Raw genomic sequence first — 26,257 nt, forward strand, 5'->3', positions numbered from 1 at the left:
GGAAATGAGCAGCTACAAGACCCTGTATTTAAGTGAAAAAGATAGTGTAGCCGTCGCTTTATCCGATATACCAGAAAATACAGAAGTTGTGATTCAGACAGGTGAGGAAGACCTCAAGGTTACCCTTCTTGAACAGATCCGCTTTGGCCACAAATTCGCAGTCAAAGAGATTGATCAAGGAGATGACATCATCAAATATGGTGAAGTCATCGGTGCAGCGGTTTCTTATATTCCAGCAGGCGCCCACGTTCATGTTCACAATTTAGAAGGCAAACGGGGAAGAGGTGACAAAGTTGCTAAATGAAAAATTGCAGTTTTGGGGCTATCGGCGCCCTGATGGCCGGGTTGGTGTAAGGAACCATGTACTTATTCTGCCTACGATCACCTGCGCGACCCAAACAGCCCAGCGTGTAACAGAGCTTGTAAGCGGAACGGTATCATTCATTCACCAGCATGGCTGTGCACAGGTAGGTACTGATTATGATCAAACCGCAAGAACTTATGCTGGAATGGGCATGAATCCAAATGTATACGGAGTCATTGTGCTGGGGCTGGGCTGTGAAACTCATCAGGCACATCGAATTGGGGATGAAATTGCTAAATGCGGCAAACCAGTAGAAACGGTGTCGATTCAGCAACATGGGGGAACGCTTCAAACCATTGCGGAAGTAGCAAAAATAGCAGTTAAAATGGTGCAGGATGCATCAATGGTACAACGGGAATTATGTGATTTTAGTGAACTGATCGTTGGTACGGAATGCGGAGGCTCCGATGCCTGTTCCGGGCTGTCAGCAAACCCTGCAGTAGGAAAGGCCAGTGACATGATCGTACATCAAGGGGGAACGGCGATTTTAGCCGAAACAACTGAACTAATTGGTGCAGAACACCTCCTTGCAAACCGTGCCGCAAACGACCAGGTAGCGAAAAAAGCGTATGCTGTAATTAAAATGATGGAAAATCGCTCCATTCAGATGGGTGTAGACATTCGTACCGGTAATCCTAGTCCCGGCAACATCGAGGGCGGCTTAAGCTCCCTTGAGGAGAAATCACTGGGAGCCTCAACCAAATCGGGTACAACCCGGCTTGAGGAAGTCATTGATTATGCTCAAATACCCACTAAAAAGGGGCTTGTATGGATGGACACACCTGGTCATGACATTGAACAATTAACAGGAATGGTTGCAGGCGGGGCTCAGGTCGTTCTTTTTACAAGCGGCCGCGGCACGCCGACTGGATCCCCTATTGCACCGGTCATCAAAATATCAACGAATACACCAATGTTTGAGCGGATGAATGAAAATATGGATTTAGACGCCGGCACGATTGTCAATGGCTTAGAAACTGTTAATGATGTCGGAAAGCGGATCATGAATGAAATTATGCAGGTTTGCAACGGTAAACTCACTAAGGCAGAGATATTAAAGCAGCATGACTTTGGCATCTGGAGAATTGGGCCAACATTTTAAAAGGCTCTTTTCTAAAAAGATTGTTATTTTTACTAAGTTTGTGAATCTATTCTATTGTTAAACAGGTTGATTGGAATGTAAGGTGCGAGACTCCTGCGGGAAATGCGGGTCAAGGGAGACCCCACAGGCGCCTATGCGCAGAGGAGGCTTCCGGCCCGCTCGCGAAAAAGCGAGTGCCTGCGGCGAAAATCAACAGGCAAGATTAACAGAGATTAAAAAAAGGAGCGGAAAAATTATGGCAACTACATTTGCAACTAAAACTTATAAAAACTTTATAAACAACGAATGGATAGAAAGCGCTTCAGATAAAACGATTACAAGCATCAGCCCTGCCGATAGAGAACCGGTTGGCTACGTACAAAGCTCAACAGAAAATGATTTAAACAAGGCGGTAGAAGCAGCCCATCATGCCAAAAAAGAATGGCGTAAGCTTGGCCAGGCTGCGCGGGGCCAGATCCTTTTCAAGGCAGCAAATATATTAGAAGAAAGCTTAGATGATGTTGCCGAAATGATGACACGCGAGATGGGAAAAACACTGCCAGAGGCAAAGGGAGAAACAGCGCGCGGCATCGCTATTCTTCGTTACTATGCTGCAGAGGGCATGCGTAAAGACGGTGATGTTATCCCCTCATCTGATAAAGATGCCCTCATGTTTACGAAACGTACCCCGCTGGGTGTTGTCGGAGTAATAACACCGTGGAATTTTCCAGTAGCCATTCCCATCTGGAAAATGGCTCCAGCGCTAGTATATGGCAATACAGTGGTTTGGAAGCCTGCGACTGAGGGAGCTGTTACCGCTGCCAAAGTGATGGAGTGCTTCGCAAAAGCCGGTTTCCCCCAGGGCGTTCTAAACTTTATCACAGGTTCCGGTTCGGTAATCGGACAAGGGCTTATTGACCATCCTCTTTTGAATGCAATCACCTTTACAGGTTCTGAAAATGTTGGGAAGGGTGTAGCAAAATCAGCTTCTGCCCGTGGAATTAAATATCAGCTTGAAATGGGTGGTAAAAACCCCGTTATTGTTACAAAAGAAGCGAATATCGATCAAGCGGTTGAAGCAGTTATCAGCGGAGGCTTTCGTTCATCCGGACAAAAGTGTACCGCCTCAAGCCGCGTAATTGTGGAATCAGCGGTCTATAACGAATTTAAACAAAAACTGGTAGAAGCAGCAGAAAAAATTACGGTGGGCAATGGACTGAAAGAGGGAATCTGGATGGGTCCATGTGCCAGCGAAAGCCAGTTTAATACAGTAACAAAGTACATTGAAAAAGGAAAGCAGGAAGGCGCAAAACTTGTATCCGGCGGTGAAGTGCTGAAGGGCGGCGAATATGAAAACGGTTTTTACGTAACACCTGCAATCTTTGAAGATGTAACAGCCGATATGGAGATTGCTCAGGAAGAAATCTTTGGTCCGGTTATAGCACTGATTCATGCAGCAGATCTTGAGGAAGCGATTGAAATTGCAAATAATACAAAATATGGTTTGAGCGCTTCCATTTTTACATCTAATATCAATTCAATCCTTGAGTTCATCGATGAAATTGAAGTGGGACTTGTCCGGATCAACGCGGAAAGTGCTGGCGTCGAGCTGCAGGCACCATTCGGAGGCATGAAAGCATCAAGCTCCGGTTCAAGGGAGCAAGGGGAAGCAGCAAAAGAATTTTTCACTGCCATCAAAACGGTGTTTATAAAAGGCTCATAATTTTAATGAACAAGAGGTTTCCGGTTACGGAAACCTCCTGTCTACAAAAAAATTTGCGAGGTATTTTATGAAAATAACAAATATTTCCTTATATAAAGTCCCGCCGCGCTGGCTGTTTGTAAAAATTGAAACAGACGAAGGCATTTCCGGGTGGGGAGAGCCGGTAGTGGAAGGCCGTGCCGAAACGGTTAAAGCGTGCGTGAATGAATTGTCTTCCTACTTATATGGCCGTGATCCAAATGAAATAGAGGATATATGGCAAACTCTTTACCGTGGGGGTTTTTATAGGGGCGGCCCTATATTAATGAGTGCCATTTCCGGCATTGAACAGGCGCTTTGGGATATAAAAGGAAAATATTATAATATTCCTGTTTATGAAATGCTGGGAGGCAAGGCACGCCAAAAAATTAAAGTCTATTCTTGGATAGGCGGCGATCGTCCAGTTGATGTCGCACTAGCAGCAAAAGAAAAGCAGGAACAAGGATTTCTCGCAATAAAAATGAACGCATCTGAAGAAATGAATTACATAGACAGCTTTTCAAAAGTAGAAGCGGTAATTGAACGTGTTGCCTCTATTCGCGAGGCGGTTGGAAAAGATTTTGGCATTGGTGTTGATTTCCATGGCCGCATTCATAAAACAATGGCAAAAACCCTCGTGAAAGAGCTGGAACCATATCGCCCGATGTTCATCGAGGAGCCGGTTCTGCCGGAAAACAATGAAGCTCTCCGTGATATCGCGTGGCATACAACCTGCCCTATAGCGACAGGAGAGAGAATGTATACAAGATGGGGCTTTAAGCAGCTCCTTCAGGATGGTTATGTGGATATCATACAGCCGGATCTCTCTCACACAGGCGGTATTTTAGAAGGAAAGAAAATTGCCGCTATGGCGGAAGCTTACGATGTATCAATTGCGCCGCATTGCCCTCTTGGACCGATGACACTAGCTTCATCGCTTCATCTAGCTGCTTCGACGCCTAACTTTATCATTCAAGAACAGTCCTTGGGGATTCACTATAATGAAGGAATGGACATTCTGGATTATATGAAAAATCCAGAGTTATTCAAATATGAAGATGGTTATGTAAGCATTCCTGATAAACCGGGGCTTGGTGTCGATATAGATGAAGAAAAAGTGAAGCAGGCAGCTCAAATCGGGCATGATTGGAAAAATCCCATTTGGCGGCATGAAGATGGAAGTATTGCCGAATGGTAAACAAGGAGGAGAACTTATTGAACTTTCATGGTATTATTCCCCCGGTTGTCACATTGTTCGATGAAGCGGGGAATTTAGATCTTGAGTTGAACAGACGTTATATCGATCTATTAATTTCACAAAATATTCATGGCATTCTGCTAATGGGAAGCTCAGGTGAATTTTCGTCTCTTACTTCAGAAGAACATAAGCTTTACGTCAGGGAAATGATTAAGCACATTAACGGCAGGATACCGGTTATGGTCGGGGTCGGACATACCGCCTTAAAAGAAGTTCTTCACCTTACTTCTTATGCTGAAGAGCAAGGAGCAGACGGTGTCCTTGTTGTAAGCCCTTACTATTGGAAGCTGTCAGATGAACAGCTATATCGTTTTTATTCAATGGTGGCTGATCATACAAAGCTGCAAGTATTTATTTACAATATTCCTCTTCTAACCGGGCAAAGTTTGAACGTGGAGCTAATAAAAAAATTAGCTGAAGCGCATCCAAATATTGCGGGGATTAAAGAAACAGTCAGCGATTTTGGCCACCTTCGCCAAGTCTTGACGGAAGTTGCAAAAGTGCGCAGTGACTTCCGGGTCTTCTCAGCCTTTGACGAACATCTGCTTCCAGCTCAAATGATCGGTGCAGCGGGAAGTATCAATGGAAGCGCGGTCTTTGCACCGGAGATATCGGTTAACCTATATACCTCGTACCAAAAAGGCGACCTTGCTGAGGCGGAGAAGAATCATCAAACCCTATCCAAACTAATGGAGTTGTATACTTTTACGCCAACCTATTTTACAGCTATGAAAGAAGCTGTACATCAGCGCTGGTTTAATACGCCTGCGGGCCATCGCGCGCCGTGTGATGTGTTCCCTGCGAATCTCCGAGACAATGTAGCATCCCTATTACAAACTATAAAAGTGGGAGAAGGTGTTCAATTATGAAAGAATCACGTGAATTGCTAGAACAATTAGGCTACCCGTCCGCAGATTTTCAAGAACTGCCTACATCTACAAAAACTTTTCCGGACGGAGCACAATACCGTATTGAACTGCCAAGTGTTGAAGGACCTGCTGCTTTAAAAAAGACGTTAGAAGAAATAGACCGTCTCGGCATTACCATACACCGTGTATCCCAAGGCAGCGGCATCATGCTGCAAACAGATGAAGAAATTAAAGAAATGTGCGAATTAACAGCTGCGAGAGGCATGGAACTAAGTTTGTTTGTCGGCCCGCGAGGTACATGGGACGTCAGTGCTGGGCCGTTGACACCAGGAGGAAAGACACAGGGGCTCAGGCATGAGGGAGCCGATCAGCTTGTATATGCTATGGAAGACTTGAAGCGCGGTGCTGAACTTGGTTTGCGCGGTGCACTCGTAGCCGATGAAGGACTTCTTCTTTTAACGAAAGAAATGAAGATGAAAGGACAGCTTCCAGAAGATTTTGTGGTCAAAGTATCTGTGCAGATGGGAGCTGCTAATCCAGTTTCCGTAAAATTAATGGAAGACCTTGGTGCGGATACATATAACGTACCATCAGCCCTGACTCTTCCTAAATTAGCCGCGATCCGCCAGGCGATTGATATTCCGATAGATTTATATGTTGAAGTGCCGGATACCTTCGGCGGATTTCTGCGCTATTATGAAATCCCTGAAATTATCAGGGTGCTGGCACCGGTTTATATTAAATTTGGTCTTCGTAATCATCCAGATGTGTATCCTTCCGGGAAACAATGGGAAAGCACCAATATCTCACTTGCCGAAGAGCGAGTCCGTCGTGCTGCACTTGGCATTCAAATGATTCAGCGTTATTATCCGGAAGCCAAAACATCAAAACTTGGAGCAGAAGGACTAGGCATTGCCAGAGTCCACAAAGAGGCAGCGAGGTAAACGAACTAAATTCGGGTGAGAGGGTCCTGGATTTAGGGACTCTCTTAATATATTGAAGGGGTGCATACACATGGCATTTAAAGTACTGCTGACAGATTATGAATTTGAAAATTTGAAATATGAAGAAGAAGTTTTTGAAGAGAGCGGGATAGATATTGAATTTATTAAAGCTCAGTGCAGGACAGAGGATGAGGTGATTGAGCAGGCAAAATATGCAGATGCCATCTTAAATCAATATGCGCCGGTGTCACGCCGGGTAATTGAATCACTGGAACATACGAAAATTATTTCCCGTTACGGAGTGGGTGTAAATACGATTGACTTAAATGCAGCAAAAGAAAAAGGCATCACCGTAGCAAACGTGCCAGATTACGGCATGGAGGAAGTGTCCAATCACGCCCTTGCCTTATTATTAGCTTGGGCACGCAAGGTCACTATTTTAAACAATGAAGTAAAAAAGGGGAATTGGGACTTTAAAGCATCTGTTCCAATTCATCGGTTTAATGAGCAAACAGTGGGTGTACTCGGATTTGGCCGTATTCCCCGCCGCTTTATCGAAAAAGTGAAACCGCTCGGCTTTAAAACGGCAGCGTATGATCCTTTCGTATCGGCTGAAGACATGGCAGCTGCAGGAGTTCAAAAAATGGAACTGGACGAAATTATCCGTGAATCCGATTTTCTGTCGGTTCACGTGCCCCTCATTGATGAAACATACCATTTAATTAACGAAGAGCGGCTTCATCAAATGAAGCAAAACGCGGTCATTATCAACACAGCGCGCGGGCCGATCATTGATGAAAAAGCTCTTGCCCATGCACTTGAAAATAATATAATTGCCGGTGCTGCACTTGATGTGACTGAAAATGAGCCTATCAGTCTTGATAGTCCACTCCTTAAAATGGATAACGTCATCATTACTCCGCATAGTGCCTGGTATTCTGAAGAAGCAATGATTGAGCTTCGGCAAAAAGCAGCCAAAAATATCGTTCATGTGTTAAGCGGTGAAAAAACACCGTACGCGTTAACGTAAGAAGGGATGAATAGCCTGTGAAATTAGCTGCATTCTCTGTTGGGGCCGACCATCATATTGGGGTCGTGCAAAATGAGGGAGAAATCATAAGCCTATCGGCGTTAAGCCGAAGTGAGTTTCCTCCATGTATAAAAACTTTTATCGAACGAAGTGAAGAGCGGCTTCTTCGTGCTCAGCATCTTATTGAGCAGGAAGAAAATACACATGCAAGATTTAAGCTTTCAGATGTAAAAATACTTGCTCCCATCCCTAGTCCGGAAAAAATCATCTGCGTAGGTCTGAATTACATAGACCACTGCAAAGAAACTGGTATGGAGCCTCCAGCATCACCTGTCATTTTTTCAAAATATGCTAATGCCATTACCGGCCATAATGAAGCAGTTAAGATTCCAGTTAACTCGAACGAGGTCGATTTCGAAGCAGAGCTGGCGGTTGTAATTGGAAAAGAAGCGAAATGTGTGACAGAAGAAGAGGCAATGGATTTTGTCTTTGGGTATACCATCATGAACGATATTAGTGCCCGGGATCAGCAATTTGCTGACGGCCAGTGGTCACGCGGAAAAACTGCGGATACATTTGCGCCAACCGGACCTTTTGTAGTTACTCAGGATGAAGTGGGTGACCCGCATAATCTGAATATTTCACTTATGCTAAACGGCCGTATAATGCAGGACTCCAATACCCATAATTTAATTTTCACGGTGCCAAAAATTATATCTTATTTATCACAATCTATGACATTGAAGCCTGGCGATTTAATAGCAACCGGTACACCACCCGGGGTAGGAATGGGACGGAACCCGAAACTATGGCTTAAAAAGGGTGATCGGATGGATATCACAATTGAAAAAATCGGCACATTAACCAACTATGTTATAGACTGACGAAACGGGAAAGAAGATGATGGAATGGATGTTGTAACGATCGGCGAAACGATGACATTATTTACTCCTAATGAAGAAGGGCCGCTTCGCCACGCACGTTCTTTTTCTATGAAATTTGGCGGAGCAGAATCGAACGTTGCGATTGGTTTAAGCCGTCTTGGCCACAAATCCCGGTGGATCAGCCGAATAGGCGAGGATGAATTTGGCGATGCCATGTTATCATTTATCCGCGGGGAAGGTGTAGATGTCTCCTATGTAACAAGAGATCCCCATTCTCCGACTGGTGTCTTCTTCAAAGAATTTAGGAGGCTGAATGATACGCGGGTCTATTATTACCGAAAAGACTCCGCGGCCAGTAAAATGACAGCTGATCTCCTACGGGAAGCAGCCATTGAAGACGCCAAGTACCTTCATATCACCGGCATTACACCAGCACTCAGCAAAACGTGCAGGCTGGCACTAGATAAAGCCATCGGAATTGCGAAAGAAAACGGGACTAAAATTGTATTCGATCCAAATATCCGGCTGAAGTTATGGGGTGATAAATCTGAAGCCCGTTCCTTCATTACCCGCTATGCATCTAAAAGTGATATGGTCCTTCCTGGATTGTCTGAAGCCGAGTTTTTATTTGGTGAAGGCTCTCCAGAGCAGCTAGTTGACCACTTTCACGAGCTTGGTGTGGAAATCGTGATGATGAAATTGGGTAAAGAGGGTTCGCTCATCTCAGGACCGTTATCGCAAAAAAAACATGTAAAAGGCTTTTTTGTGGAACGTGTTGTGGATCCTGTAGGTGCTGGTGATGCTTTTGCAGCCGGTGTGCTTTCGGGTCTGCTTGATGGATTTTCACTTGAAGAAGCAGCGCGAAGGGGCAATGCAATGGGAGCCATGGCCACCATGGTGAATGGCGATGCAGAGGGCTTGCCGGACCGTGCCGACCTTGCTTTGTTTATGAACGGCAATTCAGATGATGTCACGAGATAGGAAGGTGGAATAAGGTGAATAAACTAGAAAAGCTTAAACAAGGAAAGCTGATCGCTGTTATCCGCGGTGCCCGTCCTGATCAAATTGTCCCCATAGCTCGAGCCCTGAAGGAAGGGGGAATCAATACACTAGAAATAACAGTCGAAACACCTAAAGTATGCACCTTAATTGAAAAAGTGAAAGAGGAGTTCGGCGACGATATTATTGCAGGTGCCGGTACAGTTCTAGACCCGGAAACCGCACGGGCAGTGATAATGGCTGGTGCAGAATTTATATTTTCACCGACTCTTAATGTGGAAACCATTAAAATGACGAAGCGCTATGGCACAATCAGCATCCCTGGCGCATTTACACCTACTGAAATTCTGACTGCTTACGAACACGGGGCGGATCTTATTAAAGTATTCCCAGCAGATGCACTTGGGGCAGGATACTTTAAAAATCTTAAAGGGCCGCTTCCACACATCCCGCTCATGCCGACAGGGGGGATAACTCTCGACAATCTGGCTGCTTTTTTTAAAGCAGGTGCCGTAGCTGCAGGACTAGGCAGCTCTTTAATAAACCCGTCAAAACTGGTCTCTGAAGCCGATTACACCGAGCTGACGAATACAGCAAAAAAATTCTCAGCGATTGTCAAAGATCGTGTCTTAAGCAGGCGCTAGTTTGCTAGTCTTCAGAGTTGAATCCAGCTTAAAATACCAGCATTAACACTTGTTTTTCAACCCATATATTTCACATCAAAGGATTAATAGAAAGAATATGGATGTGTATCATTCCGATAAGCGAAGATTGCAAAATAAAAAAGCTCCAAAAGGGGCTTTTTTATTTTGTGCTTTTGATGTCCCTAAATTTTCTTCATTACATTCCTTCAGCCTTTTTATAAGTCCTTGAATCACGCTGTTTTTTTGTGAACCTGAAAGCCATCCCAGTTGCGATTAATAGAATCAGGCCTGTAAATAGAAAAACCGTGTGCAAGGAAAAGAATCCACCGATCAACCCGCCGAGTATCGGTCCGAGCATCCCGCCAAGCTGGTTGGAAGTCTGGCTTAATCCGAATGCACGGCCTCTTGTTTCCGGTGATGTTAACTTAACAATCAACCCATTTAACGCCGGGAATACGGCGCAGAAGCAGAGTCCAAACAAGAACCTCATAATCGAGAATCCCCAGATATCATGGAGGAGAAGCTGAGCAATGGATCCGAGTCCTCCTCCCAAGAGACCTATCAGCAGCACGGAACGGAAGCCGACTTTATCGGATAATTTACCCCAGAATGGGCCGACCAGGATGCTTGCAATACCAGGTATAGAAAAAATCATCCCTGTTACAAACGATGAACTGCCGGATGAACCGCTTAAGCCGGTGATGTATAACGGCAGGACGGGTTCAAGGATCATCACGGAGCAAGCCGCCATCATAGTAATGAGGAGTACCAGCATAAAGGGCTGGTTTGTTACAGCCTCCCGAATGTCTTTTCTGAAGGATTTACGTTCTTTGCTCGGAACGAACTTTTCTTCCTTAACCATTAACAAAACCAGGAGAGTGGAGATCAATACTAGAGTTCCTCCGCTGGCAAAAGACCAGCGGTACCCGACTAAGTCTGCAATGCCCCCGCCAAGCATCGGACCGATAATTCCGCCTGAAGCGGTACCGGTCGAAATGGTGGCAAGCGCATATCCCACTTTTTTCTCTGGGGTGTTTGTACCAATCAGAGCAATCGCACCTGGGATGAAGCCGGTCAGGAGCCCCTGTGCAATACGGAGGCCCAGCATTTCATATGGATTGGAAACAAAGGCCATCAATGTATAGATGACAAAAAGAAAAAAACCAGCGCGTATAATCATTGGCTTACGGCCAAATCTGTCCGCAAGAGATCCCCAGAAGGGAGCAGAGACAGCCCCTGCTAGAAAAGCAGCACTAAAGGTTACACCTGACCAAATCTCCGTATGTTCGTGAACCCCTATCTGGAGCAGGAACAAAGGTAAAAAAGGAATTACCATAGAAAAGCTGGCCGAAGTAATAAAAACCCCGAACCACAGAACCCATAAATTTTTCTTCCATGTTTCCATCTGAGTTTCACTTCCTCCTGTTAAGTAGTCTCACACCTTAAGTTCCTATCAACCTGTTTAATAATAGGTAAGTTCATATTAATAACACTATAAAAATACTTCGAGAGTAGAAATTTCGGAAATTACATATAAAAGATCCATATATTATTGTAAATCTATTGCTGTAAAAGGTAAAGGGATAAATAAATTCGTATTATATCAGTTTAATGTTCGTTTTTTATATAATAGTTGGCTGCAGTATCGTAGGGACGGAACCGGGTAATGTTAATCCTGACATCGTCTATACAACGGAGAACTTCAAAGAAGAGCCGTTTCAGCAAGTAGTGGCAGTGTGCGGGAGCTGGGGGAAGAAGCAGAAAGATTTGGAGTGATCGTCGGAATTGAGGCAGGAGTTAATCATCCGGTGTATTCTCCTAAGACATTGGAAAGACTGCTTGACGAAGTTGCTTCTAACAATCTGCAAATTATTTTTGACCCGGTTAACTTGCTCACGATTGATAATTATGGAGACCAGGAGGCGATTTTCCAGCATGCCTTTGAACTGATAGGTGACAGAATTGCGATTCTGCATGCCAAAGATTTCTTGGTCGAAGAAGGTGAACTAAAGACAGTTGCCGTAGTGCAGGGACTATTAAACTATGAAGCTGTTTTTAGAATGATTAAACCAAGAAAACCTTATATTCAAATATTGATGGAGTCTGTGAAAGATCCGTTTATAACGAGCAGTGTGACTTATTTACAGTGTATATATAATGAAGTGTAATACTCCCTCCTTGACTCTTAGAAGTGTTTAAGGCGTTAAAACGAAAAGATAGATAAATGATTGCTATGTAAAAAACCAAATGTACCGGAATTGAATTATCCAAATATAATCTTACAAAATCCATTTGAAGCGTGGGGCTAATGAAAATTCCCCGCAATACGGACCCGCGATTTATTAATATCATCATAAAAAAATTATGGTAAACTTAAAACCTGTATGATTATTTTCATACAGGTTTTTTGAATTCACAGTATGCGTAGGCAAATTTCAGGTTCTAGTTATCCTGAAAAATGGGTGAAGTATATGGAAATCATGGTAGAAGGAAACACTCTACCGAAAATCGCTAAGCGTCTTAACATACACATATCAACAACTTTCTATTGCAGGCACAAAATACTGAACGCATTACGTTCTCTTGGTTTCAATAAACTAGTAGGTATTGTTGAAAGCGATGAAACATTCTTCAGAGAGTCGTTAAAGGGTCGTGAGGTAATTAACTGCAAAGCTAAAAAACGTGCTGCCAAAGATGAGAAAAGAGGTAGTTCTGACCTTACAATTGCAGACGTGGTCGCACAAGACCTCAATGGTAATATCATTGCTCGTAAAGGTGGAAAAGGACGAGTAAAAGCAGAAGAAATGGATGCAGGTATTGGGACTAAATTCACCCATCTTCATTGATTTGTACAGATACAGATTAATTATAATAATTTCACCGAGATCAAGAACTTGAAACCCGAAACTATAAATGAAAGTCAAAAACAAATTTTACACATTCAACACGTTAATAACTTCCATAGCAGATTAAAGACCTGGATTAGACGTTTTCAGGTGTGGCTACGATATACTTATACAACGATCTCTGCTGGTTCAGGTGGCTTGAAATAGACAAGGATTTAGCATTTGAAAAACAAGTGGAAAAAATGCTTATTTCAGCCTGCCAAAAATCCAATTACACTACTGTAAGTATGTTAAGAAGTTTCTAAAATGGAGTTGAAAATTAAATGGATTATGATTTTTACAATAACCCTGATAATTGGATTGGTGGATTTTATGAACTTTCAATTGAATATCATCCATTCGGTAATAACAAAAGGGTAAATGAAGCACTTACTGCATTATGTAAAAGTGATTACTTCAATGGATTTTGGGAAGATAAAAAGGATTATCAAAAGAAATCAATCTCTCTACCAATAAATATTGAAGAAGACAGTGTTACTCAATTTTACGGTACATTATCTCTTTCAAATTCAAAGGAAGGTGAACTTCCTTGTGTGATTACTGTCATCAGGGTGGATGGTGAGTCTGATTGGTTAGATATTGCAATACCACAAGCTGCATTGGAAAAGAGATTTCCTTACAAATATCCCCTTACAATAGAGCTAAACCCCTGGTTAAAGAAAATTAATGCACGGTATACACAGTTGGCAGAAATCATATATTGCAGCTCACCCTTTGATTTGGCGATGATAGGCGAAGAAATTACAGGTTATACAAATCAAGAAGAAATTACTTATGAGGTTGTGCAAAATATAATCTGCATACTTCCAAGTCATTTACAAGACCGACTTGGACTTAAAGGAAAAGGGCTGTCAAACCAACTAATCATTTTTGACTAAGCTCTTTTTTTCTTTTCCAAAAACAACAAAGTTTACGAAATCAGCGATGTTTTAAGTGAGTAATCATGGTTTTTATCCTTTTATCGTTTTTTTATATCTTCCGTACAGGTACTTAAGGGTGTGAGTAATTCTCGCAGTGGCCGCAGAATGCGCAAGAAAGAACCACATGGTCGCCAGGCTTAATAGTCCTAACGCCTTCACCGACTTTTTCGACGATTCCTGAACCTTCATGGCAGAGTATGACCGGGTAGGGCGTAAGTCCGAGATCGCGCGCCACGGCATTAGTATTGCAGTCGCCTGAAGCTACAATCTTCATTAACACTTCATTTGCTTTTGGGTTAGCTTTTAACGGTTTCCTCTTGAATTTCACCCTTATTATGGGTGACTGCTGCTTTAATTTCCATAAAAAAACCTCCAAAGATAACCTGCTTTCTAGTTTTTACAAAGAGCCTATGAACTATCCAAATAAGGAAACATGATATGCGTAAAAGCAGGATTCGACTGATTTTACTTTAAAAAGGTGGCTTGCTCACAACTTCTGCTGTCTTAGTTTCACATCGAGATAAGTATAATCGATTATGTCTTCCTCTTAGGGATGATTCCTTCTGATTATATGGAACGTCATAAAAATACAACTTTTTAAGTATTTATTAAGAAAGGAGCTTTTCCTAATGGCGGGTACTAAAGCGCAAGGGTACAAATCTGGCTTTTTTTTCATATATTGAGTTAAGGACAAATGAATATACTAACGTTATTACTTGATTAAAACCTGCTGTATCATGGCAGAAAAAGTGGCCGTTTGAATAGGCCAGGATACATGACTGAATTTGTAGTAAAGGCTGAATCCCTGCTAGAGCGGGAATTGCCGTAAAGAACATTCTACTTCAATTTTCCGGCTAGGGATGAGCATTGAAGGAAAGATGTAGGTGTAATAATGGGGCATACACAAGAAAATCCATATTATTTTCAGAATTTAACCGAAAAGAACATGACGTTTGAACATGTATTTGAGCGAATCGTCTCTTTTATAAAAAAAGAACCAAATGGTAAATACCGTCTTATTGTGGGCACCGATTCACAGGTGCATACCCGGCATACAATCTTTATCACGGCAATCATCATCCAAAGGCAGGGTAAAGGGGCATGGATGTGCATTCACAGGGACGTTGTGCCGAGAAGGATGGTTCACCTTCATGAACGTATTTCAAGAGAAACATCACTGACGGAGCAGATGGCAGCACTCCTGACAGATGAACATAAAAACATCTTGATTGATTTGATCCTGCCGCATATCTATAAAGGTGCAAGCTTTACTTTTGAGGGTCATATCGATATCGGATCTGGCTCGAGGAATAAGACCCGCGAATATGTAAATGAGATGGTAGCACGTGTAGAGGCTTTAGGGTTAGAGGCGGTTATTAAACCAGACTCGTACGGCGCATCCAGTGTGGCAAACAAATATACGAAAAAACGCAATGTAAATGACCAGCAAAAGAGATTGGGTTAATATGAAAAGGCTGTCTCTGAATATTATCGAGACAGCCTTTTATAGTCTTATCTTCTTTTGCGGATGTTGAAATTATTTTCAAGCAGCAGCCAATTTTGCGGAAAGGGGTAGCCTAGCACCCAGTAGCTGATTCCGGCAAGGTTATATTCCTTCACTGTGTCAAATTTGGCCTGGGCGCTGCGAGCATCTTCAAACCAGACCTCGTGGCCGCGGCCCTGTCCATCTGTATACCGGAAGAATGGAGATTGCGCTGCCGAGTCATATTGGATTGTAGCTCCGTGCTGGACAGCCCGGCGGATGGCCTCCTGCTGGCTGAACGTTTCAGTAGCCCTGGGTGAGAAAAACCCAGTCACGGGCATAAATCTCGAATCCGAAATATATTTTGCTCCGGGGATGACTGTACATCCAGAACTCTTCTGATTTGATTAAGAGGATAATCGCATGGGGCAGTCCTAATCGGTATCCAATCATAGGTCATCACCACCACAAAATCCATTGATTGAGAAGGATTATCCTTAACGGTAACGAATTATACAAGACAAGCGCTATTGTATTAACTTTTTATACATACTTCAACAGGGGAGACCTCAATAATGAACAGCCATTTTGATAATAAAGCAAAAGAATATGTGAATGGCCGGCCGGGATATCCTAAAGAAATCCTCCGTAAACTAAAGGAACTGGGGATCGGGAAGGATTCACTCATTGCAGATATCGGTGCAGGAACAGGATTGCTTACGAATTTGTTGTGCGAATTAGACGGCAGGGTTTTAGCAGTTGAGCCAAATTTAGAGATGCTTAATGAGTGCAGGCAGTATTGTGGATCAAAATCAAATATCGAGTTTATCCAAGCATCTGCAGAAAGGACTGGATTAAAAGAACAGAGCGTAGATATCATTACGATTGCACAAGCGTTTCACTGGTTTGATAAATCATTGTCCAAAGTAGAATTTAGACGGATATTAAAAGAGGATGGCTGGGTTATTATATTATGGAACGATATGCAGACGGACAGTGAATTTGCAAAAGAATATGTACAAATGCTTTATAAGTATAAAGTGAAGAGTACGGCTGGAATTTCGAATTTTGACCCAGATACAGAAAAGTATAATTTTTTCGGGCAGGATTTTGTAAAAATTCATTATGATAATTTCCAGGGTGTAAAGGAGGAGGCCCTGATAGGGAATGCCTCCTCACTATCATATACCCCATCAAAGGTAGACAGGAATTATGAGGATTTTGTTCAAGAAATTCGGAATCTCTTCATGAAGTATCAAGAGGACGGGAAAGTTACTTTTCATTACAAAACTGAGGTGTGTTTGTGCCAATTTGCGAATTAATAGAGAAGTGGTATATGAGGGCTTTTTGAGGCCCTTACATGATTGGCTGAGCCCAGCAGCAGATGTCACTTAGCAAATTTTGGACGTTTTCCGCTATGTTTCAAGATTTTAATATAAGGGCAAATACTCCTATAACTTTAAAATAAATGGGGTGTAGATTTGGCTCGCAGAAAAGGAAAAGTAAAGAACATCAACAATAGAAGCTGGTTCCTTAGGGGAATGGTGATTGGAGGGATTGCTGGTACAGCATTATCGCTCCTTGAGACTAAAACCCGAAAGCAGACGATTGATTTATTAACGCAGGTAAAAGAAAACCCGACTGAAGTAAAAGAACAGGTGACAGAAAAGGTAACTGAGGCGGCAATGAAGGTGCAGCATGTACTGGAGGATACTCAGGACGCTTACAATAATGCCAGTTCAAAGGTTTTCGAGTGAAATAGTAAAGAGACCAAATCGTATATGTGATTTGGTCTTTTTTATTAGATTGGATATACACCGCAACCAGGAATCCTGCATAAGTTACAAAAATCCTGCAAATATCTATTTAATCCTGCATAAGGTTCAAAAATCCTGCAAATATTTAAATAATCCTGCATAAGTTACAAAAATCCTGCAATTCTAATTAATCCTGTATAAATTACAAGAATCATACAAATATCGAATATTCATTCATAAGTTACAAAAATCGTATATATATCTATTTAATCCTGCGTAAGATACAAAAATCCTGCAAATATCTAATTAATCCTATATAAATTACAAAAATTGTGCAAAAATCGAATACTCCTTCGCAAGTTACAAAGATCGTTTATATATCTAATTAATCCTGCGTAAGTTTCTAAAATCCTGCAAATATTTAATTAATCCTGCATAAGTAACAAAAATCCTGCAAATATCTAAAAAATCCTGCATAAGTTACTAAAATCCTGCAAATATCTAATTAATCGCGCATAAGTTACAAAAATCGTACATATATCAATTTAATCGTGCATAAATTACCAAACCGAAAGATTTATTCGATAAAAATCATTTTTAATTTATCAGGTTCTTTTTCTCTAGAACTTGATACAATGAGGAAGAGATAATGGATGGCAAAGGTGTAGAATCTCTACATCAAAATAGCTTATCTGCATATCTCTCTTGGCAGCCTGAGTTGCCGTATGGTTCAGGCTTCGGGTTCGAAACCCAAAAGGATGGAGCCGCACACAAGTGAATGCTCTGGCAATTTTGCAGGTAGGACCTCCATTGCCAACAGCAATTGATGAGCGGTTCCATCGATAATGTAGATGAAAAAAAGGTGATGGAATGCTTGAAATGATGTTACAGACAGCCGGTATTCTTGTATTAGCAGCTGCCGTATGGTTCATAGTAAAAAAGCTGATACGGAGTGTCACGATTTATGAATACGAACGCGGTGTAAGATTTTATAAAGGGAAGTTATCGGATGAACTTGCAGGTCCGGGTAGATATACGTATTTCACTGCTCATACAAGGATGGAGGTTTTTGATTTAAGACCTGCCATTTTACAGCTTGGCGGACAGGAATTATTAACCTCTGATAACTTGAGTGTAAAGATTAGTTTAGGAGTTAAATACCAGATTATGGATCCTAAAGCTCTTCTTTCACAGTATGAAAACTACGAAGAATACCTCTATCTCACGGCGCAGCTTAAACTGAGGGAAGTTATATCCACCATTGAACTGGACGAGCTGCTGCAAAGCCGCAAAAGTGTAAATGATAGAGTACTAGAGTTATTAAAGGAAGATCTAAACCTTGCAGCCTTTTCCATCCAAGCGGTTGACCTTAAGGATATTATGCTCACTGGGGAACTCAAGAAAATATATGCTGAAACAGTAAGGGTGAAAAAAGAGGCACTTTCTGCACTTGAAAAAGCAAGAGGGGAAAGCGCCGTGCTCAGAAGTCTTGCCAATTCTGCTAAAATGCTTGAGAAAAATCCAGAACTTGCGCAGCTAAGAGTTATTCACACCATCGAAAGCTCACAGGGAAACACCTTTGTCATACATACAGGAAATGGGCCGGAGCTGAATTCTTAAAGGTGACAAAGAGAACCGCTGATTTTCGCGGACTTTGTTGTGATTGAACCATGGGCTTGAATTCCGCTATAGGATGCTCGCTTTCCGCGGGGCGAGCGGTTAAGCCTCCTCGTCTTCACCTGCGGGGTCTCACCTGATCGAAAAGCGGAGGACGGTGCTTTTCAAGAAAAGATCAATACCTGCTGCTCCCGCAGTAGTCCCGCACCTTACGTCCCAATCAACCTGTTTAACAATTGGGTTGGTTCCAGAACTTTTTAAAGAACAACAATCTTTTAGAAAAAAGCCTTGTTAACACAATGGCACCAGCATTGTGTTTTTTGTTGTTTAAGCTGCTTTTCTTTCAAAGTAAACAAATAAGTTCGTTAACCACTTGGATACCAGCATGACGCTGATGTATCCAGCGAACAAATGGATATAGGTTGCGCCTCGATCCAGTTCAAAGATTCCGATCATGGATAAGATGGGTTTAAAAATAAAAGCTAAAAAAGCACATAGAAGCAGGCCATACCCATAATAATTTTTCTTTCTTTTAACTGTCCATTGATAGACCAGCATAAAACTCACTGGGATAAATGAAACATCCAGGGCAAAATTCGTAGGGAGAAAAGGGAAAACTTTATAAGGGTAAAACCAAAGGTTTCGATTGCCGCCCAATGTATCCGTGTATGTAAACCATACATGTACATTTAACCCATAAAAACCGATTAGCAGTGCCCTTTTTCTATCAATAAAAAAATAAATAGCAATTAACGGGACAAGAAGCAAAGCACCAATTACCCAGAACTGCCACGTATTAAAATCAGAATATCGCTGCCAATACTCAATCCAAGTGTCTGAATACTCCAATTGCATATCTTTTAATTTGTGAATAAGTTGTTCTTGATCAGCCATCCATTCGACTCCTAAAGGTCAGTAGTTACGTTTAGTTGTTACCAGATTATTCATTTGTATTCATAGCAGGTGATTTATGCAATTAACGGATTTGCACCTTACAATTTCCCTTTTCTCGCAATCGATGAATTCATGATGTAGAAACTAATAATCAGAACTAAGATTGAGCATGCATACAACAGAGTATGTACCGGGTTTTTATGATAAACAATGATTAGCCGGATCATAGCCGTTATCCCGATATAAAGGAAATAACGGATAGGAAAATGATAATCCTCTTTAAAAAACTTAACGATCATGGCAATGAATTCAAAATACAGAAAGAAAATCAAGATACGTTCAAGCAATTCGTAGTGAACTTTAAGCTTTTGATTATAAAATGCAAGTTGAAAGAAATAGATGATTTCTTTTGCGAGCAAAACGCATAGAGTTATGGCAAGAAAAATTAAAGCGGTATTCAAGGCATATTGAAGGATCATGGCAATTGTGAAGTCTTTAAATCGGCGGGTTCTGTTTTCTTCCATTTTCAATCCTCCATAGTGAGATAGATGGATAAAGGTTTTAGTTCAAGGTTTTAAATCCTGCTCTATATGTTTGAATTCAAAAACCTGAATTATTTTTACACCTCTTAATTCTTCCTTTATTTCTAGGAAATATCCTAATATGGGCATAGATTTTAAATCTGGAGCTTAACATAAAAAACTAAATGGTATCTGCCTAAAAAAGTGATACGGTATGCGGCATTACGGAGATTATGACGGTTCTTTCATATTAGAGAGAAGGTTTAAAAAACAGTAGAGATTCAATTATACCGGTAGAGAATAAATAGGATATATGGGGGCGCTCAATATGGAAGTAAACAGTCCTAAAAGAATTCATATAATTGGCTCCGTTGGCAGCGGAAAAACAACGTTAGCAAAGGAACTATCCTCAAGACTGAATATCCCGTTTTTTGGGTTAGATAATGTTGCATGGAAAAGGCGTGAAACTAGTGATATCAGAAGAACCGATGAAGAAAGAGAAGAGTATTTGAATTCTATTGTTCACCGGGTAACGTGGATTATTGAGGGTGTACATAATGAGGAGTGGGTGGCGGATAGTTTTGTTCGAGCAGATATCAGGTGAGACCCCGCAGGCGAAGACGAGGAGGCTCACCGCCCGCCCCGCGGAGAGCGAGCATCCTGGAGCGGAAATCCACTTCTTGTTCAATAGCAACAAGGTTTGCGAAAACAGCTTTTTTTAAGCAGATGTTTTATTTTCTAGGAAGAACATAATCAGGATAGTCCGTAATAATCCCGTCGACATCCATATCTAAGAGGAAGTCTGCTGCCTGCTGGCTTCTTACAGTCCATGAAGAGATCTTTAAATCCAGTGAATGTACTTTAGTGACCAAATCCTCGGATACCAAGCCGTAGCTGGGATTGAAGTAATCCGCGTAACCGGCAATATCCTTCAATGCTTGGTCAGTAGTATCTTTAGTTGATGAAGTAAGAACACCAATAGGAACACCTGGAAGAAGTCTGTTCATTAATTTCATAGAATCAAAATTAAAAGATTGAATGATGATCTTCTCGTTTTGAGGCTTGCCTAGATTGCGTTCCATTAATTCTTTGGCAACTTCTTCTTCAATTCCTGGATATAATTCCGGTGATTTCATCTCGATTAGGATCCCTGTTTTACCATGATAACGGTCAAGGATCTCGTCAAATGATGGTATTTTTTCTCCCGCGAATTCGCTTCCCTTCCAGCTGCCAGCGTCGAGACTTCGCAGCTCTTCAAAGGTTAAATTCTTAACTGAGCCAGTTCCATTTGTGGTGCGATCTACAGAGTTATCATGGATAATGACGAGTTCCCCGTCCTTGCTCCGCTGTACGTCAATCTCAATGTAATCGGCTTTCATTTCCACTGCCTTGTCAAAAGCAGCGATCGTGTTTTCTGGAGCATAACCAGAAGCTCCTCGGTGGGCAACAGTATCCACTTTCATGATTTCCCCGCGTGTTTCAGCTGCTAACGCTTGATTTGAACTAATCAGCAGCGTTAAAGCAAATCCCATACCCAGAAGTGTTTTCTGTGACTTGTTCCACATTTCTACCAGCCCCCGCTTCATATTTTCTTTTTCTTACACCTTCATTGTAAAAGTCCAGTGTAAAAATAGGGTGAAGGGGATGTATAAAATGAAAGACAAAATAGTAAAGAAAAATAGGCAGATGCGCTCACTTTTCTTTACAAACGATTTAAATGGAGCATGGATAGGTTTGATCATCAGTTTTATGAATCTACCAAATAGGTAAACAGGTTGATTGGAATGTAAGGTGGGAGACTCCTGTGGGAGCAGCGGGTATTGTCCAGCTCCAAGGCTTTAGACCCTAGAGTCAAGCGAATCAGTCCATGAGAAGAAAAACCGCTTCTCACGGCCTGCTCGTCTTATGCTTGGCTAACGCATAAGTGCGACTAAGCTTCTGTCTTACCAATCAGCAAGTCTTCTTTATCAGGTCTCTGCCTTCCCTAAAATTTTGTGTTGATAAAAGATGAGCTTATCATGAGAGTTCTTAAACAATGTTAATTGGGAAGGCACCGCTTTCCGCTTTTCGATTTGTCCAGCTCCGGACTGACACCGCGGGTCTAGCCAATCGCCATTAAAAGGCAAAATCGGCCTTTCACTGCCGCTCGTCTTATGCCGGGCTAACGCACGATGCACAGGATGTGCGAGCCAGGCGGGGCCACAGGACGTGGCATTACGAGCGTGGTAAGGGCGTCTTCGCTAACACTTGCCAATCAGCAAGTCTTCTTTATCAGGTGTCTGCTTTTCATTAGGTTTTGCACCCACTTAAAAAAGATCATCATTCAGCTTTTGGATGGATCTTTTCTTGAAAAGCACCGTCCTCCACTTTTCGGTCAGGTGAGACCCCACAGGCGAAGCCGAAAGCTCAGCGCCCGCCCCGCGGAAAGCGAGCATTCTCACGTTCCAATCAACCCCTTGTTAAATACACCAAAAATCCTCGAAAACCGCTTAAATAAAAGCAGCATTTCTTACATAAATACAATAAAAACGCCAATAGTTAGTGAACAATTGGCGTTTTTATTGTATTTCTTCCGGCTCCAGCCAATGCTGCGACCATTTTTCAATTTCTTTCATAAGCGGTTCAAAGGAAACACCTTTTTCAGTAAGCGAGTATTCAATTCGCACTGGAGTTTCAGGGAATACTTCTCTCTTGACAATTCCCTCATTTTCCAGGTCCTTTAACCTCTCTGACAGAACCCTCCCACTTACTCCTATTGCCGATTCAATCGTGCCAAATCTTTGTGGACCAGAAAGCAGCTGGTAAATAATTAAACCCGTCCATCGCTGGCTCAGGATTGTTATTGCTTTTTCGAATCTTGGACATATTGATTTATCCATATAAACAACTCCTTGATTTCATTATACAACATTCCAACCTTTTATAACTATATTATATTTTATACAAAAGTTACTTGACGATATCAATTAACTTAAATATAATAACTTACATAAAGTAAGTAACTAATCAAAAATTATATATGGGAGAGATAAGCAGAATGATGAAGAAACAATATGCAGCAGCAATGTTAAGGGTTTTATTGGGATTAGTTTTTCTAATCCACGGTTATAGTAAGTTTCAAGGCGGCATTCAAAACACCGCTGGATTTTTTGAAAGCCTGGGTCTTCCCGGGTTCACAGCCTATATAGTTGCGTCCATTGAGTTAGCAGGCGGGCTGGCCATGATAGTGGGGATCGGGACAAGGTACATTGGAGTTTTATTTGCCCTTATTCTTGCCGGAGCCATTGTAAAAGTGAAATGGACTGCGGGCTTTTTAGGGAATGGCCAGATGGCTGGCTATGAACTTGATCTTATTTTATTAGTATTATCGATTTATTTTGTAATCAATAATAGAACCGAACTCGCCTTAGAAAATACATTTCATAAATAAAAATTTCAATTATGGGAGGCAAATAAAGATGGGCTTTCATTCTAAACCAAACATTTATGTTGGTGAAGTAAATCTTAAGGTATCCAACCTAGAGCGCTCTATCAGGTTTTATCAGGAAGTAATAGGATTTAAAGTGGTGGAACAAACAGATCGAAAGGTGAAATTATCTGCGGATGGAAAAACCGTACTATTATCCTTAGAGCAGCCCGCAAATGTAATTCCCAAAGAGAAAAATACGACGGGCTTATATCATTTCGCTGTCTTGCTGCCAGCCCGTTCCGATTTAGCTGATATCGTGAATCATTTTATTAAGATCGGTCTGCCTATAGGCTCATCCGACCATTTAGTAAGTGAAGCCCTTTACTTTTCCGATCCTGATGGGAATGGAATCGAGATATACGCAGACCGAAGCCCTGAAGAATGGACTTGGAGAGGCAGTGAAGTGCATATGACTGTCGATCCGCTGGACTTTAGGGACCTATTAACCGAGGCCGCACAAGAATGGAAAGGGCTGCCAGCAGGTACGGTCATGGGGCACATCCATTTACATGTATCTGACCTCCATAAGGCGCAAGAATTTTATACCAAGGCACTGGGATTTGATGTTGTCAGCCGCTTAGGAAATCAGGCCCGCTTCCTTGCCACTGGCAGATATCATCATCATATTGGGATCAATACCTGGGCGGGGGAAGGTGCTCCGGAACCTTCAAAAAATAGTATAGGGTTAAACTGGTTTACATTGATTTACCCAAGCAAGGAAGCTAGAGAGCAAGCAGTCGAACAATTACGAAGCATCGGTTCAATGGTACATCAAGAAAAGGATGGGTTTATTACATGGGATCCATCGGGCAATCAAATTCTTTTATTAGTTTAATAAGGGCAGCATGCGGAAGTTTTTTGATGAAAAAGTATCCCGAAAAATATCTGCGCGTTGATAAAAACTGAGCCGGGTGCAGCAGTTTGAGAGGAAAAGATTACTCCTTTTGGGGAACGTGCGATTATCCGTATAAGACCCCTGAAAGCATAGAGATAGAATAAAGTGCAAATGTTAAATTATTTTACCTATTAAAAAATTTCTGAATTTTTATTGACACCAACTAACATACAAGGTAAATTAATAGTTAATTGAATACCATTCTTATCAAGAGAGGTAGAGGGACTGGCCCGTTGATGCCTCAGCAGCAGACTGTATAGTACTGTGCTAATTCCAGAAGCGTAAAGCTTGAAGATAAGAAGAGTAGTGGACTATGATGCCGAACCCTCTTCTTGCAGACAAGAAGAGGGTTTTTATTTGCATTACATAATAACCCAGAAAAAGAAAGAAGGTATGAAGAATGTCAATTACGTTAATAAAGGCTCCATTCAGGGCTGATCATGTAGGAAGTTTATTAAGACCCCAACACCTCCTTGAAGCGAAGGTAAGCTTTAAGAATGGGGAAATTAGTGCTGAAGAGCTAAGAGAGATAGAACTGGCAGAGGTACGGAGAATCGTAGATAAGCAGATCGAAATTGGTCTCAAAGCAGTAACGGACGGAGAATTCAGACGTCATTGGTGGCATACCGACTTTATGGAGAACCTGCTGGGCGTAGAGGGCTACACTCCAGAAAAGGGCTACAAGTTCAGTAAGATGGAAACGGAAAAGCATGATGTGCGGGCAATAGGGAAAGTGGCATTCAATCCGGAGCATCCGTTCATTGCCCATGCAAAGGACCTTGTTGAAATTGCAGGGGACAGAGCAGTTGCAAAAGTAACCATTCCGAGCCCTAACCAGTTCTTTAATGCAGGTATCATCAACCCAGAGATCTATTCTGATTGGGAAGAGTTTGCGAAGGATATTATTGAAGCTTACAGACAAACCATTAAAGCTTTTTATGAAGTGGGAGTCCGCTACCTTCAGCTAGATGATGTATACATAGCAGGTTTATCTGCCCCGGCTCTTCCTTTCAGTGACGCTAAATATACACGTGAATATTTAATTGATCTGGCATTAAGAGTAATCAATGGTGTTCTTGAAGATAAACCGGAAGATTTGTTCGTCACAACCCATCTATGCAGAGGCAACTACAAGTCGGATTATGCTTTCTCTGGCAGCTATGACATCATTGCACCCACTTTACTTAACAAAGAAAAAGTGGACGGATTTTTCCTGGAGTTCGATGATGAGCGTTCAGGAACATTCGAGCCATTAAAGTATATTCCACAGGGCAGTGAGGGACCTCGTGTAGTCCTTGGGGTATTTACTTCTAAGTTCCCTGAGCTCGAAGACAAGGAAGAGATCAAAAATCGGATCAAAGAAGCCTCTAAATATGTGCCGTTGGAACAACTGTGCATCAGTCCTCAATGCGGGTTCGCATCTACACATCACGGGAATAACCTGACAGAAGAAGAACAATGGGAGAAATTAAAGCTCATTGTCGAAGTTTCGAAGGAAGTCTGGGGTTAATAAGTGAAAGAAGTTTACAAGAGTAACGTATAGGCAAATAGGGATGCTGCGGCATCCTTTTTTGTTTTTTGCAGGCAATTAATGTATGGGCAAAGGATATCTGTCCAATATGATTTACCCAATACAGGGATCAGGTTTTGAAAATGCCCCTTCCTGATCGAAAACGCGGGACTCTCGTGGTCGGGCAGGGTATACATTTGGAAATATATATAAGTGGGCGACAGACTTGTTATTCCGAGTGTTTCAAACCTGGTAAGTATTTTCCGAATGCTATCGCATAAGGGCTTCAGAGTGGGGAAACTTATTCAGGGAGCATTCAAGTTGATAGAAAATTATGATGACTGGTAGAAAAGTAGTCTTCATGAGGGAATAAAGGATAAAATCCAGTGTATGGACGGTAGAAAGTCCTTCATAGAGTAGATGAAGGACAAAATAGAGTCCAAGGGCAGCGGAAAAGTCCTTCATAGGGGA

At 41.9% G+C, this 26,257-nt stretch carries 27 protein-coding genes, 2 pseudogenes and 1 riboswitch; of the genes and pseudogenes, 21 read left to right on the forward strand and 8 right to left on the reverse strand.

Features of this window, described 5'->3' with window-relative positions; genetic code table 11:
* The first annotated feature begins 4 nt into the window (after window positions 1-4).
* From CUU66_RS06655 to CUU66_RS06700, 10 genes are all read left to right on the forward strand, one after another.
* Window positions 5-304 carry a UxaA family hydrolase gene (locus tag CUU66_RS06655; protein ID WP_101640900.1) on the forward strand — a complete coding sequence of 100 codons (300 nt, stop codon included), beginning with the start codon at window positions 5-7 and terminating at the stop codon, window positions 302-304.
* On the forward strand, window positions 294-1,466 hold the full coding sequence (locus CUU66_RS06660) for a UxaA family hydrolase (RefSeq protein ID WP_180955186.1): 1,173 nt from the start codon (window positions 294-296) through the stop codon (window positions 1,464-1,466). Before CUU66_RS06655 ends, CUU66_RS06660 begins: the two co-directional genes overlap by 11 nt.
* A 235-nt stretch (window positions 1,467-1,701) precedes the next feature.
* Window positions 1,702-3,168 carry an alpha-ketoglutaric semialdehyde dehydrogenase GucD gene (gucD, locus tag CUU66_RS06665; RefSeq protein WP_101640901.1) on the forward strand — a complete coding sequence of 489 codons (1,467 nt, stop codon included), beginning with the start codon at window positions 1,702-1,704 and terminating at the stop codon, window positions 3,166-3,168.
* A 67-nt stretch (window positions 3,169-3,235) separates the two neighbouring features.
* Window positions 3,236-4,384, forward strand: a complete 1,149-nt coding sequence (gene dgoD, locus CUU66_RS06670; RefSeq protein ID WP_101640902.1) for a galactonate dehydratase — start codon at window positions 3,236-3,238, stop codon at window positions 4,382-4,384.
* 17 nt (window positions 4,385-4,401) lie between these two features.
* A complete protein-coding gene (locus CUU66_RS06675; RefSeq protein WP_101640903.1) occupies window positions 4,402-5,313 on the forward strand; it encodes a dihydrodipicolinate synthase family protein in 912 nt (303 codons plus the stop codon).
* Entirely contained in the window at window positions 5,310-6,257 is a 948-nt protein-coding gene (locus tag CUU66_RS06680; protein WP_101640904.1) for a U32 family peptidase, read from the forward strand. The genes CUU66_RS06675 and CUU66_RS06680 overlap by 4 nt, the downstream gene beginning before the upstream one ends.
* 70 nt (window positions 6,258-6,327) lie before the next feature.
* Window positions 6,328-7,287, forward strand: a complete 960-nt coding sequence (locus CUU66_RS06685; RefSeq protein ID WP_101640905.1) for a C-terminal binding protein — start codon at window positions 6,328-6,330, stop codon at window positions 7,285-7,287.
* A 17-nt stretch (window positions 7,288-7,304) separates the two neighbouring features.
* Window positions 7,305-8,171, forward strand: a complete 867-nt coding sequence (locus CUU66_RS06690; protein WP_101640906.1) for a fumarylacetoacetate hydrolase family protein — start codon at window positions 7,305-7,307, stop codon at window positions 8,169-8,171.
* Window positions 8,172-8,195: 24 nt separating this feature from the next.
* A complete protein-coding gene (locus tag CUU66_RS06695; protein WP_101640907.1) occupies window positions 8,196-9,152 on the forward strand; it encodes a sugar kinase in 957 nt (318 codons plus the stop codon).
* A gap of 14 nt (window positions 9,153-9,166) precedes the next feature.
* Entirely contained in the window at window positions 9,167-9,814 is a 648-nt protein-coding gene (locus CUU66_RS06700; protein ID WP_101640908.1) for a bifunctional 4-hydroxy-2-oxoglutarate aldolase/2-dehydro-3-deoxy-phosphogluconate aldolase, read from the forward strand.
* A gap of 196 nt (window positions 9,815-10,010) precedes the next feature.
* Here the strand turns inward: CUU66_RS06700 and CUU66_RS06705 are convergent, their stop codons facing one another.
* Window positions 10,011-11,219 (reverse strand): MFS transporter, encoded by a 1,209-nt coding sequence (locus tag CUU66_RS06705; RefSeq protein ID WP_101640909.1) that lies wholly within the window; start codon window positions 11,217-11,219, stop codon window positions 10,011-10,013.
* Window positions 11,220-11,550: 331 nt separating this feature from the next.
* On the opposite strand from CUU66_RS06705, the gene CUU66_RS06710 reads away from it, so the two are divergent.
* The 3 genes and pseudogenes from CUU66_RS06710 (at window position 11,551) to CUU66_RS06720 (ending at window position 13,598) form a co-directional block, all read left to right on the forward strand.
* Window positions 11,551-11,982 carry a sugar phosphate isomerase/epimerase family protein gene (locus CUU66_RS06710; protein ID WP_219622781.1) on the forward strand — a complete coding sequence of 144 codons (432 nt, stop codon included), beginning with the start codon at window positions 11,551-11,553 and terminating at the stop codon, window positions 11,980-11,982.
* A 264-nt stretch (window positions 11,983-12,246) separates the two neighbouring features.
* Window positions 12,247-12,965 (forward strand): annotated as a pseudogene (locus CUU66_RS06715) (IS1595 family transposase); the annotation flags it as partial.
* An 18-nt stretch (window positions 12,966-12,983) separates the two neighbouring features.
* On the forward strand, window positions 12,984-13,598 hold the full coding sequence (locus CUU66_RS06720) for a hypothetical protein (RefSeq protein WP_101640910.1): 615 nt from the start codon (window positions 12,984-12,986) through the stop codon (window positions 13,596-13,598).
* Between the two features lie 112 nt (window positions 13,599-13,710).
* On the opposite strand, the gene CUU66_RS06725 is transcribed toward CUU66_RS06720, so the two are convergent.
* Window positions 13,711-14,016 carry an alcohol dehydrogenase catalytic domain-containing protein gene (locus CUU66_RS06725; protein WP_257967919.1) on the reverse strand — a complete coding sequence of 102 codons (306 nt, stop codon included), beginning with the start codon at window positions 14,014-14,016 and terminating at the stop codon, window positions 13,711-13,713.
* Window positions 14,017-14,532: 516 nt separating this feature from the next.
* On the opposite strand from CUU66_RS06725, the gene CUU66_RS06730 reads away from it, so the two are divergent.
* Window positions 14,533-15,105, forward strand: a complete 573-nt coding sequence (locus CUU66_RS06730) for a ribonuclease H-like YkuK family protein (RefSeq protein ID WP_101640911.1) — start codon at window positions 14,533-14,535, stop codon at window positions 15,103-15,105.
* Window positions 15,106-15,152: 47 nt separating this feature from the next.
* Here the strand turns inward: CUU66_RS06730 and CUU66_RS06735 are convergent.
* A pseudogene (locus tag CUU66_RS06735) lies at window positions 15,153-15,598 on the reverse strand (glycosyl hydrolase family 18 protein); the annotation flags it as partial.
* A gap of 100 nt (window positions 15,599-15,698) precedes the next feature.
* Here CUU66_RS06735 and CUU66_RS06740 point away from each other — a divergent pair.
* From CUU66_RS06740 to CUU66_RS06750, 3 genes are all read left to right on the forward strand, one after another.
* Window positions 15,699-16,445 (forward strand): class I SAM-dependent methyltransferase, encoded by a 747-nt coding sequence (locus CUU66_RS06740; protein WP_101640912.1) that lies wholly within the window; start codon window positions 15,699-15,701, stop codon window positions 16,443-16,445.
* Window positions 16,446-16,604: 159 nt separating this feature from the next.
* Window positions 16,605-16,880 carry a YtxH domain-containing protein gene (locus CUU66_RS06745; protein ID WP_101640913.1) on the forward strand — a complete coding sequence of 92 codons (276 nt, stop codon included), beginning with the start codon at window positions 16,605-16,607 and terminating at the stop codon, window positions 16,878-16,880.
* A gap of 870 nt (window positions 16,881-17,750) precedes the next feature.
* The gene (locus tag CUU66_RS06750; protein WP_101640914.1) at window positions 17,751-18,500 is read left to right on the forward strand and encodes a slipin family protein; all 750 of its coding nucleotides are present in this window, start codon (window positions 17,751-17,753) and stop codon (window positions 18,498-18,500) included.
* Between the two features lie 324 nt (window positions 18,501-18,824).
* On the opposite strand, the gene CUU66_RS06755 is transcribed toward CUU66_RS06750, so the two are convergent.
* Both CUU66_RS06755 and psiE read right to left on the reverse strand, forming a co-directional pair.
* Entirely contained in the window at window positions 18,825-19,391 is a 567-nt protein-coding gene (locus CUU66_RS06755; RefSeq protein WP_101640915.1) for a CBO0543 family protein, read from the reverse strand.
* Window positions 19,392-19,489: 98 nt separating this feature from the next.
* Window positions 19,490-19,915: a phosphate-starvation-inducible protein PsiE gene (gene psiE / locus CUU66_RS06760; protein WP_101640916.1), complete on the reverse strand. Its 426-nt coding sequence runs from the start codon at window positions 19,913-19,915 to the stop codon at window positions 19,490-19,492.
* 325 nt (window positions 19,916-20,240) lie between these two features.
* On the opposite strand from psiE, the gene CUU66_RS06765 reads away from it, so the two are divergent.
* Window positions 20,241-20,516, forward strand: coding sequence for a shikimate kinase (locus CUU66_RS06765; RefSeq protein ID WP_142383709.1), 276 nt, complete (start codon window positions 20,241-20,243; stop codon window positions 20,514-20,516).
* A gap of 127 nt (window positions 20,517-20,643) precedes the next feature.
* Here CUU66_RS06765 and CUU66_RS06770 read toward each other — a convergent pair whose 3' ends face one another.
* Together CUU66_RS06770 and CUU66_RS06775 are read right to left on the reverse strand one after the other, a co-directional pair.
* Window positions 20,644-21,477 carry a glycerophosphodiester phosphodiesterase gene (locus CUU66_RS06770; protein WP_101640917.1) on the reverse strand — a complete coding sequence of 278 codons (834 nt, stop codon included), beginning with the start codon at window positions 21,475-21,477 and terminating at the stop codon, window positions 20,644-20,646.
* Between the two features lie 993 nt (window positions 21,478-22,470).
* Complete coding sequence (locus CUU66_RS06775) at window positions 22,471-22,791, reverse strand: winged helix-turn-helix transcriptional regulator (RefSeq protein WP_101640918.1); 321 nt, start codon at window positions 22,789-22,791, stop codon at window positions 22,471-22,473.
* A 158-nt stretch (window positions 22,792-22,949) separates the two neighbouring features.
* Between CUU66_RS06775 and CUU66_RS06780 the strand changes: the two genes are divergently transcribed.
* From CUU66_RS06780 to CUU66_RS06790, 3 genes are all read left to right on the forward strand, one after another.
* Window positions 22,950-23,342 (forward strand): DoxX family protein, encoded by a 393-nt coding sequence (locus tag CUU66_RS06780; protein ID WP_374702976.1) that lies wholly within the window; start codon window positions 22,950-22,952, stop codon window positions 23,340-23,342.
* Window positions 23,343-23,370: 28 nt separating this feature from the next.
* On the forward strand, window positions 23,371-24,216 hold the full coding sequence (locus CUU66_RS06785; protein ID WP_101640919.1) for a VOC family protein: 846 nt from the start codon (window positions 23,371-23,373) through the stop codon (window positions 24,214-24,216).
* A gap of 261 nt (window positions 24,217-24,477) precedes the next feature.
* Window positions 24,478-24,577, forward strand: a riboswitch (SAM riboswitch).
* A gap of 99 nt (window positions 24,578-24,676) precedes the next feature.
* Window positions 24,677-25,786 carry a 5-methyltetrahydropteroyltriglutamate--homocysteine S-methyltransferase gene (locus CUU66_RS06790; protein WP_101640920.1) on the forward strand — a complete coding sequence of 370 codons (1,110 nt, stop codon included), beginning with the start codon at window positions 24,677-24,679 and terminating at the stop codon, window positions 25,784-25,786.
* Between the two features lie 270 nt (window positions 25,787-26,056).
* On the opposite strand, the gene CUU66_RS24535 is transcribed toward CUU66_RS06790, so the two are convergent.
* A partial coding sequence (locus CUU66_RS24535) for a hypothetical protein (RefSeq protein ID WP_219622782.1) occupies window positions 26,057-26,257 on the reverse strand: 201 nt, incomplete at its 5' end.

The sequence above is a fragment of the Peribacillus deserti genome (assembly GCF_002863585.1).
Taxonomy (GTDB): Bacteria; Bacillota; Bacilli; order Bacillales; family DSM-1321; genus Paraperibacillus; species Paraperibacillus deserti_A.